10 protein-coding genes are annotated in these 9,167 nt (G+C 64.5%); 5 read left to right on the top strand and 5 right to left on the bottom strand.

Annotated elements, in window-relative coordinates:
- A partial coding sequence (locus ACNPN0_RS07110) for a DUF2550 domain-containing protein (RefSeq protein WP_448938257.1) occupies window positions 1-333 on the top strand: 333 nt, incomplete at its 5' end.
- A 131-nt stretch (window positions 334-464) separates the two neighbouring features.
- Here ACNPN0_RS07110 and ACNPN0_RS07105 read toward each other — a convergent pair.
- Entirely contained in the window at window positions 465-602 is a 138-nt protein-coding gene (locus ACNPN0_RS07105; RefSeq protein WP_181148912.1) for a hypothetical protein, read from the bottom strand.
- Here ACNPN0_RS07105 and ACNPN0_RS07100 point away from each other — a divergent pair.
- Entirely contained in the window at window positions 601-1,587 is a 987-nt protein-coding gene (locus ACNPN0_RS07100; protein ID WP_448938256.1) for an NAD-dependent epimerase/dehydratase family protein, read from the top strand. The genes ACNPN0_RS07105 and ACNPN0_RS07100 overlap by 2 nt on opposite strands.
- 24 nt (window positions 1,588-1,611) lie before the next feature.
- On the opposite strand, the gene nagA is transcribed toward ACNPN0_RS07100, so the two are convergent.
- The 3 genes from nagA to nucS all read right to left on the bottom strand — a co-directional run bounded on the left by nagA (window position 1,612) and on the right by nucS (window position 4,529).
- Window positions 1,612-2,820, bottom strand: a complete 1,209-nt coding sequence (nagA, locus tag ACNPN0_RS07095; RefSeq protein ID WP_105658415.1) for an N-acetylglucosamine-6-phosphate deacetylase — start codon at window positions 2,818-2,820, stop codon at window positions 1,612-1,614.
- 129 nt (window positions 2,821-2,949) lie between these two features.
- Window positions 2,950-3,696, bottom strand: coding sequence for a DUF4126 domain-containing protein (locus tag ACNPN0_RS07090; protein WP_388025343.1), 747 nt, complete (start codon window positions 3,694-3,696; stop codon window positions 2,950-2,952).
- Between the two features lie 137 nt (window positions 3,697-3,833).
- Window positions 3,834-4,529, bottom strand: a complete 696-nt coding sequence (nucS, locus tag ACNPN0_RS07085; RefSeq protein ID WP_105662590.1) for an endonuclease NucS — start codon at window positions 4,527-4,529, stop codon at window positions 3,834-3,836.
- 59 nt (window positions 4,530-4,588) lie between these two features.
- Here nucS and ACNPN0_RS07080 point away from each other — a divergent pair, with 59 nt between their 5' ends.
- Window positions 4,589-4,960 carry a hypothetical protein gene (locus tag ACNPN0_RS07080; RefSeq protein WP_388025341.1) on the top strand — a complete coding sequence of 124 codons (372 nt, stop codon included), beginning with the start codon at window positions 4,589-4,591 and terminating at the stop codon, window positions 4,958-4,960.
- Window positions 4,961-4,984: 24 nt separating this feature from the next.
- Here the strand turns inward: ACNPN0_RS07080 and ACNPN0_RS07075 are convergent, their stop codons facing one another.
- Window positions 4,985-6,352 (bottom strand): AI-2E family transporter, encoded by a 1,368-nt coding sequence (locus ACNPN0_RS07075; protein WP_105662591.1) that lies wholly within the window; start codon window positions 6,350-6,352, stop codon window positions 4,985-4,987.
- Between the two features lie 161 nt (window positions 6,353-6,513).
- Here ACNPN0_RS07075 and ACNPN0_RS07070 point away from each other — a divergent pair, with 161 nt between their 5' ends.
- Both ACNPN0_RS07070 and ACNPN0_RS07065 read left to right on the top strand, forming a co-directional pair.
- Window positions 6,514-8,208, top strand: a complete 1,695-nt coding sequence (locus ACNPN0_RS07070; protein ID WP_332595122.1) for a hypothetical protein — start codon at window positions 6,514-6,516, stop codon at window positions 8,206-8,208.
- A gap of 5 nt (window positions 8,209-8,213) precedes the next feature.
- A complete protein-coding gene (locus tag ACNPN0_RS07065) occupies window positions 8,214-9,125 on the top strand; it encodes a co-chaperone YbbN (RefSeq protein WP_105662593.1) in 912 nt (303 codons plus the stop codon).
- Window positions 9,126-9,167 lie beyond the last annotated feature (42 nt).

Here is a 9,167-nt window from a genome sequence, read left to right as displayed (position 1 = left end):
CCCCCCACGCTGGGCACCTTCGATGCATCCATCCTGGCGCCTTCGGGCAAATGGATGATGGTCATCGGCCGCTACGGCGGAGCGCATGTGGACCTGTTGCGGTTTTTCTCTGTCTCCCCGGTCCCGAGCTTCGTGATCGAGCGCCGTGGCCTGGATATCACCGGGACACGCCAGCCCACCGATGAGGAAACCTCGCGGATCCCGCCAGGATTCATCATCGTAATGCTGGTGCGCAGCGGTGATGAGCTGCTGCTGGCCATGGACTACCGCGACTACACCGGCTTCTCGGCCTGGCTCGAAGCCGGGCCGATCGCCGGGAGCTGGCAGATCTAGAACTTGGTAAAGCAAAACCGCCGTTGCAGATGCACGGGCGGTTTTCGCGTTCCCTGGCCGGGCAATGCTGGCAGGCTGCGTTGGCAGGCTGGGGGGGCCGCTGCGGATCGCCTGCGTGCTCGGCGCACTGCTCAGCTGCGCGTGGCGGCTTGGGGGAGCACCTCCGGATCCCGGGCACCGCAGCCACCGATCCGGAAACGGCCGGCAGGAACTGCGCTGAGTGCGAAATGCCTGGGCGCGTGGCGCAGGACGTAGTTGACTGTTCCCATGAAACGAACCTTGATCCTTGGCGGCACCGCGTGGCTCGGCCGCGAGCTGGCGCGGCAGCTGATCCGCAGTGGCCACGAAGTCACCTGCTTGGCGCGCGGCAATTCCGGCGAGGTTGCCCAGGGCGCGCAGCTGGTGCGTGCCGACCGGAGCCAGCCCGGGGCCTATGAAGCCGTGCAGGGCATCGAATTCGACTCGGTCATCGAGCTGTCCTATGAGCCGCAATGGGTGCACGAAGCGCTGGCGGCCCTGGCCGCGACTGCGCGGCACTGGACCCTGGTTTCCTCCATCTCGGTGTATGCCAGCTCGCAGCTGCCCGGTGCCGGCGAAGACGCGCAACTGCATGATCCGTCCGATCCCGGCGACTACGGGCATGCAAAGGTCCTTGCCGAACGGGCCAGCACAGCGATGGTTGCCGACCGGTTGCTCATTGCCCGTCCGGGGCTGCTTGCCGGACCTGGCGATCCCAGCGACCGCTTTTCCTACTGGGTTTCGCGCCTGGCCTTGGCCGGTGCCGGCCAGGTCCTCATCCCGCCAACCGCGGGCCGCCATGTGCAGGTGATCGACGTGCGCGATGCCGCCGCGTGGATCATCGACTCCGCCGCGCGTACGCTGACCGGAACCTTCAACGTGGCCGGAACATCCCATGGCTTCGCCCAATTCCTCAGTGCTGCTGCGCGGATTGCGGGATTCAGCGGGGAACTGGCCACAGCCCAGGACGCATGGCTGCGCGAACGCCAGGTCAATTACTGGGCCGGGGCGCGTTCGCTGCCGCTGTGGCTTGCGCTGGAGGACCACGGCTTTGCCCAGCGCAGCAACCAGCGGTACGTCTTGGCCAATGGCCCGGAGCGGGACCTGGAGGACTTGCTCGGCGACGTGCTGGCCGATGAACGGGCTCGCGGACTGGACCGGTCCCGGCGTGCTGGCCTGGCCCGGGCCGAGGAGCTTGAGCTGCTCCGCCAGCTCGCGCGGATCCGGCAGGGCTAGCGCAGTCCGGGATGTTTCGGTGGGCTAGAGGTATTCCCCGTTGCGGATCGTCTGGACCAGCTGCAGATTAGCATCCAGGATCAGTGCATCGGCGGCGAAGCCGTAGTGCAGGGAACCGACTTCGTCGGCCAGGCCGATCAGCGAGGCGGGGATGGACGTAGCCGAGTTGACCGCCTGGACCAGTGAGACCCCGGCCTGCACAGCGCGCTGCACGATTTCCAGCAGCGTGCAGGTGCCGCCGGCCAGGGAATTGTCGCTGGCCAGCCGTGCCTGGCCCAGGGCCACATTCACATCCTGCGGGCCGAGGGTGTACTGCCCATCGGCCAAGCCGGTGGCCGCCATGGAATCGCTGACCAGCAAGATGTTCTCCGCACCGACCAAGCGGAAGACCAGGCGCACGGTATCGGGGGACAGGTGCACCCCGTCGGCGATCAGCTCCACGAACGCATTGCGGTTCACCGCCTCTTCTAGGCAGGCGGCCACCGGACCGGGTTCGCGGTGGTGCAGCGAAGGCATGCCGTTGAACAGGTGGGTGACCGTAGGGCGTTCGGTGAAGCCGTCCACCCCGGCGCTGCGCAGCTGTTCGCGGGCAAAGCGCAGGGAATCCGCGGTGATCTGGGCGCTGGCATCGGTGTGCCCCAGCGACGGGACCACGCCGTGGGAGACCAGCTGCTCAACGAGTTCCTCGCTGCCGGCCAATTCCGGAGCGTAGGTCATGGTGCGCAGCTGGCCGCGGCTGGCAGCCACCAGCTCGCTGACGAATTCCGGATCCGGATCCTGCAGGAAGCGCGGGTCCTGGGCGCCGCAGCGGGCTACGGAGAGGAACGGGCCTTCGGCATGGATGCCGGCAATCTGGCCGGCCTCCGCCAGCTCGGCGAGCAGCTCGGCGGCCTCGATCATGGACGAGGGCTCTGCGGTGACCAGCGACGCGAGCAGGGTAGTGGTGCCCGAGCGGTGCAGGTACTCCACCGCTTCGGTGACGCTCGAATGATCCGGTGCCGAGAAGTCCGCGCCGAGGGCGCCATGGCAATGCAGGTCGATCAGGCCCGGGATGATGATGGATCCGGGGGCTACCTCGCGTACCGGGTAGTCGGCAGCATCGGCCAGGGCGTTGAAGTCATCGCGGTTGCCGGCAAAGCGGATGCGGTCGCCTTCCACGGCGAGCACGCCATCGGTGACCTTGAGGCCATCGGAAATCAGGGTGGCATGAAGGGCGTAGCGCGTCGTAGTCATGTTCCCAGCTTAGAAGAGAGAACGCGTCCAGTCACCGACTCGACGGATTATTTTCTCAGCGGACTTGGCATTTAGCGATCCGGGAACGCAGCGGACCCAGTGCGCCGGGCTCCTGGCCAAGGCGAGGCGCTATCTGCCCTTGCCTGCAGGATCTTCGGAAGCCGGCGCGTTGCCGGTGGCCAGGGCTTGCAGGGCCTGCAGCGTGCTGGTCTTCGTGCCGGAGGCCAGCTGCGCTTCGCGCGCGGAGTGCGCGGCGGCCCGGTTCTGCCTGATGCTGCCGGCCCGGTTCTTCATTGACCGGTAGGCCCTGCGGAACATGCGGTAGAGGAAGAAGCCGATGGCAATGGCAACGAGTCCGAGCACGGCAGCCAGTACGGGAACCAGCACAGCTGCGAAGACGAGAACCAGCGCGCCAAGATCTTCTGCCAGGCTGCGCACCCATTGGGTGATGGGTTCGGGCACGGCATTGGTCGCCGCGGTCATCGACGATTTGCCCAGGCTCACCGACAGCGCGGAGCCCGCACCGAGCAGTCCGGTGAGGACGGCAACCTCGACTCCCGAATTGGCGCCAAGGCCGATGCCAACCAGGGCGCCGAAAACAGGCCGCAGCCACACCGAGATGGTTTCCATGGACAGATTGAGGAAAGGGATCTTATCCAGGCCGGCCTCGCCGATGGCAAGTACGGCACAGATCGCCAGGACCCACGGATTGGTGATGCTTTGAGGAATCTGCCGTGCCGCAGAAGCGATCATGTCAGGTGCGGTATCGGGGATCACGAGTCCCGCGATGCCCAGGGCCAATACCGTGAAATACGGCCGCAGGCCCGCAGCGGAACCGCTGCCAATGGCCATGAGCGAAGCTGTCAGCGGATCCAATGGACCTCCCGAGCCTGGCGGCCCGGGCCGTGCGGCACCGAGCGCTTTTGGTAGAGGAGATCAGACTAGCAGTCGGGATGCAGTTTTCTGCAGGGCCAAACTAAGGCTGCCAGGCAGCTCGGGGAGGACCCGCAACCCTAGAAGAGGCGTCCTGCCGAGTCGTCGACTCCGCGCATTGCGTCGTAATCCAAGGTGAGGCAGCGGATGCCGCGGTCTTCGGCCAAGGTGCGGGCCTGCGGCTTGATCTGCTGGGCGGCGAAAATGCCGGTAACCGGCTTGAGCAGCGGGTCGCGGTTCAGAAGCTCCAGGTAGCGGGTCAGCTGTTCCACTCCGTCGATATCGCCACGGCGCTTGAGCTCTACGGCAACCGTGGCGCCCTTGGCATCACGGGCCAGGATATCCACCGGACCGATGGCGGTCATGTATTCACGGCGGACCAACTGGTGGCCAGCGCCGAGCAACTCGATCTGCTCGGCCAGCAGGCGCTGCAGGTCGGCTTCGACGCCATCCTTGATCAGCCCCGGATCGGTGCCCAGGATGTGGGCCGAGTCGTGCTCGAAGCTATGGAAGTGGATGGTCAGCTTGTCATCGGTCTTCGCACTGGACACGGTCCAGGTAGCGGTGGCACCCAATGCAGCGGCGTCCTCATCGGGATCTGCCTCACGCAGGATCAACGGCGGATTCATCCAATTCAGCGGCTTGTAGCTGCCGCCGTCCGAGTGGATGAGTACCGAGCCGTCGGCCTTGACCATGATCAAGCGGGTCGCCAACGGAAGGTGGGCTCGAAGACGGCCCTCGTAATCAACTGAACACTTCGCTACCACTAAACGCACCCCACACACTTTACTAGCTGGTTGCGACTTGTGCCGGGAGATACGGCATGATTAAAGACATGCCACGTTCCAACCGCCCGCGCCGCTCCAAGAATTCCCGACCCGCCCAAGGCCGGAACTCCGGCTCCGGCTACGGTTCCGGGGATGAAGAGCAGGGCTACGGTTCGGGCCAGGAAGAGTGGATGCAGCGTGCCCGCTTCGGCGTGGTGCTGCGCCAGGATGCCCCCGACGGCCAATGGCATGTGCGCAAGATTGCGCCGATGAACGCCAACAAGCCCTATTCCTGCCCGGGGTGCCCCCGTTCCATCGGAGTTGGAGTTGCCCATGTTGTCGCCTGGCGCGCGGACCACTGGTCGGGCGATGACGCCGCGGCCAACGCGCGCCGCCACTGGCATCCGCACTGCTGGGAAACCCGTTCCTACCGCTACTAGGACAGCTGCCTGGAGGGGCAGGTGCTAGCGGCGGTCCTGCCGGGCGATGAAGACTTCGCGCAGCAGGATCATGGCGCTGGCTGCCACCGGGATGGCCATGAGCGCACCGGTGACCCCGGCCAGGGTGCCGCCGGCAATCACCGAGATCACCGCGACCGCGCCGGGCACTGCCACCGCACGGCGCATGATGCGCGGCGAAACGAAATACGCCTCGACCTGCAGGTAGCCGAAGTAGCACACCGCGTAGATCAGGGCGGTCTGCCAGCCCAGTGACAATGTCACCAAGGTAACCAGCACGCCGGCGATCACCCCGCCGACCAATGGGATGAAGGCCAGCATCGCCACCAGCAAGGTGAGCAGCGCGGTGAACGGAACGCCCAGGATGCTCATCAGCACCAGCGCCACCAGGCAGTTCAGTATGGCCACAGTGGCTTGGCCCATCACGTAATTGCCCACGGAGCGGGTAATGCGCACGGTCAATTCGGCCACGCGGTCGCGTTTGGAGCGCGGGGCCAGGCGCAGCGAGAAGCCCATCATCCCTGGCAGCGAAGCCAGGAAGTAGATGGCCAGCACCAGCACGATCAGCACGCCGAACATGGACTGGGCGACGGTCTGCGATACGCCCAGGACGCCGCCGAACACATTGGTCACCGCGCCCGAATCGCCAAAGAAACGGTCGACCTCGGTAGTGATGCGCTGGGAAATCGCGTATTGCCGGTCGATTTCCCGGACCCAATCGCTATTGAGGAAATCATCCACGATTTCAGGCGCCCGCGTGATGAAGGCGGTGATCTGGTTGACCAGGGTAGGGATGATCAAGGCCATGAAGCCGCCGAAGATCGCCAGCAAGCTGACCATGGTCGCGGCCACGGCCAGCGGACGGGTCATTCCCTTGCGCATCATGAAGCGCACAATCGGATCAAGGCCCAAGGCGATGAACAGCGCAATGGCAATCCAGGTCATCAGCGAACCGACGTTGGTCAGCAGGTAGTAGCCGCCCAGGGCGATGCCCACGCCAATGGTGCCCAAGAAGCCCATGGAAATAGGGTGCAGCGCCGGAATCGGTTCCGGCGAGCCATCCAGCGGATGCTCCGGTTCCTCGCCCAGGGCCGCACTGCGCTGCGGGGTGTTGAGCATCTTGCCCACGCGTTCGGCGATCTTCTTGGACCAGCCCTCGCGGGACGGATTAGCGCCCGTCGGCGCAGCGCCCGGATAACGGGCCTGCGCGCTGGCGGCCGCAGGTGATTCCGGTTGGGAATTGCCCTCATGAGGCTGGGAATGCGCTGTGGATTCCGGGCCGGAGGTTGCCGGCCCGGAAGAGCGATCCGACGCGTCGGAACGCTGCTCGGGTACGTGCTTATCGCGATGCGGGTGCGGCTGATCAGGCTCCATGGGTCAGAGCATATCGCGCATCGGCCACTGTTAAGTGGTTCAAGACACCGTGCTGTTGCGTTGTTGAGCCAGTTCACAGGCGCGGATCGGAACCATGATCGGCCGCAACTCGTTAGACTTGTCAAAGAACAGCTGTGAGACGTAGGCGAATAGGTGAACTTGTGCGAAAAGTAATCTCCGTGATCGCGATGCTGCTGGGGGCCGCGGCCCTGGTAGTCGGCATCGGACAGAAGACCTTTTGGGCCCCGCCCGAAACGGTGACCGCGAGCATGCCGCAACTAGCTGATGAGGCACCGCTGACCTTGATTGAATCCTCGGTCAACGACCCCAAGCTGGACCCGGTGGAACTGGTGATCAAGTCGAAGGGTGAATTCACTGCTTCCTTGGGCCGCGACTATGACGTCGAGGCGTGGATCGGCGATGCATCGCATGTATCGGTCACCGGCATCGACACCGAAAACCACAAGATGATCGCCGAGCACGCCAAGGGCAAGGCCGATGCGCCTAATCCCGCCGGTGATGACATCTTCTTCGACTCGCAGACCGCGGATCAGACCATGACCTACCGCTGGACCGCTCCGGATTCCGGCGACTGGTCCTTGCTGCTGGCCGCAGGCGGAAAGGATGCCGCTCCGGTGGATATCTCGGTAACCTACGCGAACGACGACGCCATGCCATTTGCCCTGCCGCTGATCATTGCCGGCTCGCTGCTGCTGGTCTTCGGACTGGCCCTGCTGGTCATGCGCCCGGGCAAGCCGAAGAGCGGGGCGAACACCCAGCACTCGGTCGCCGCCGTGGCCGTGGTGGCCCTGGCGATCTCCGGTGTTTCTCTGCCCATGGCGCCAAGCGACGAGTCCAGCGCCAAGCCTTCGGAATCCGAGCAGAAGTCGCAGGACGCCAAGGCGTCCGATGATGCCAAGGGCTCCGAGTCCGCCTCTTCCTCGGTTGAAGAAGTATCCAGCTTCCCGGTCATCACCGAAGAGCAGCTCAAGCGCGTTCTGGCTGATGCCCAGAAGCAGGTAGCCAAGGCCGATGAGAAGAGCGACGCCAAGGCCCTGGAACCACGCACCGCCGGTGCGTTCAAGTACCTGCGCGATAAGCGCTACGACATGCTCAAGGAGAAGTTCGAGGTAGACAAGCCGCTGGCGCTCAATACCCAGGTCATCCGCTCGGCCGCTGTGCCGAATGCGAATGAAGCCAAGTTCCCCCGCGTAATCTCCGTGGTGACCGCGAAGAACAATGATGCCGACACCCTGCCGCAGGCGCTGACCCTGGTGCAGGCCAACGCCCGCGATAACTTCAAGGTGGTCTTCGCCGGCCAGATGTTGCCGAACTCCACCTTCCCGGGCATCGCCGTTGGCGACCCGTCGACCAAGCAGCTTGCTGCCAACGCCGAGGGCCTGCAGATGACCCCGGAGAAGGCCCTGGAAGCACTGGGCAAAGTGCTGACCGATGGCAATGCCAAGGACAAGGACAAGTTTGCCGAATCGGACTTCATCAAGGCGGTGCACGCAGCCCAGAAGGATGAGTCCAAGGAAGCCAACGAGGCGGACGTCAAGTACAACCGCACGGTCACCAAGGGCGACACCAAGGTGGTTTCCACCCCGGATGGCGGAGCGATTGTTACCGGCAAGCTGAACAACAAGGCGCTCTTCGTGCGCACCGAAGACGCTGACCCGCTCAAGAGCACCGACAAGCTGACCGAACAGCTGCTGGGATCCAGCTCCTCGAACGGCGACGTGGAAAGCACCTACGCCGAACCGGTGATGTTCTACCTGCCAGCCGACGGTTCCAAGGACAAGATCCAGCTGATCTCTGCAAGCCAGATCCTGCTCGATGTGAAGGAAGTTGACTAACCCCCATGACTGATCAGAACATTCCCTCAACCCGCGGTGCGGTAGATCTCTCCGCCCTGGCCAGCCAAGGCCCGGAAGCTACCGGCAGCATGCCGGCTGGTCCGGCAAGCTGGACCACCAATCTGGATGAGGCTGCGTTCCAGCAGTTCGTCGGCATGTCCCAGCAGGTACCTGCCATCGTTTCCCTCGGCTCGCCTCGCGTGCAGGTCTCGGCAGACCTGGATGCGACGCTGCGCAAGCTGGTGGATGCCAAGGGCGGCAAATTCATCCTCGGCCTGGTGGATGCGGAAACCTACCCGCAGATCGCCCAGGCCTTCCAGGCCCAGCAGATCCCGATGGTGGTGGCGCTGATCAAGGGCCAGCCGGTGCCGCTGTTCCAGGGTCCTGCCGAGGAACAGCAGATTGTCCAGGTTTTCGCACAGCTTGAACAGCTCGCAGTCCAGCAGGGCATGAGCGGTACCGCCCCGGCATTCTCCGGGCAGGCCGGCGAACCTGAACCAGAGCTGCCGCCGCTGCACCAGAAGGCCGTGGACGCCATCGATGCCGGGGACTACGCCGCCGCCGAGGCCGCCTACCTGGAAGCGTTGAACGAGAAGCCGAACGACAAGGACGCGCAGATCGGCGTGTACCAGGTTCGACTGCTCTCGCGTACGCACAACCTGGATCTGAACAAGTCCCGCGAGCAAGCCGCGCAGAACCCTGAAGACATCGCAGCCCAGCTGGATGTAGCAGATCTGGACGTGGTGGGCGGGCATGTCGAAGATGCCTTCGCCCGACTGGTTTCGCTGATCTCCCGCCTGGCTGATGAAGACCGCGAGCGGGTCCGCCGTCGCCTGATTGAGCTCTATGCGGTGATCGGCAACAGCGATCCACGCGTAGCTGCCTCGCGGCAGAAGCTGGCACGCGTACTCTTCTAGGCTGACGTCCAGGGACTGGACCAAGCAGTTCAACCGCCGCGA

This window comes from Glutamicibacter sp. AGC84 (assembly GCF_053543575.1).
The sequence above is the reverse complement of the archived record's forward strand: the minus strand, read 5'-3'. Positions and strand labels throughout refer to the sequence as shown.

What these genes read in the sequence shown, in the direction of transcription:
- ACNPN0_RS07100 (WP_448938256.1), top strand. Translation starts at nt 601, where the DNA reads ATGAAACGAACCTTGATCCTTGGCGGCACCGCGTGGCTCGGCCGCGAG.
- ACNPN0_RS07105 (WP_181148912.1), bottom strand. Translation starts at nt 602, where the DNA reads ATGGGAACAGTCAACTACGTCCTGCGCCACGCGCCCAGGCATTTCGCA.
- nagA (WP_105658415.1), bottom strand. Translation starts at nt 2,820, where the DNA reads ATGACTACGACGCGCTACGCCCTTCATGCCACCCTGATTTCCGATGGC.
- ACNPN0_RS07080 (WP_388025341.1), top strand. Translation starts at nt 4,589, where the DNA reads ATGCCACGTTCCAACCGCCCGCGCCGCTCCAAGAATTCCCGACCCGCC.
- ACNPN0_RS07075 (WP_105662591.1), bottom strand. Translation starts at nt 6,352, where the DNA reads ATGGAGCCTGATCAGCCGCACCCGCATCGCGATAAGCACGTACCCGAG.
- ACNPN0_RS07065 (WP_105662593.1), top strand. Translation starts at nt 8,214, where the DNA reads ATGACTGATCAGAACATTCCCTCAACCCGCGGTGCGGTAGATCTCTCC.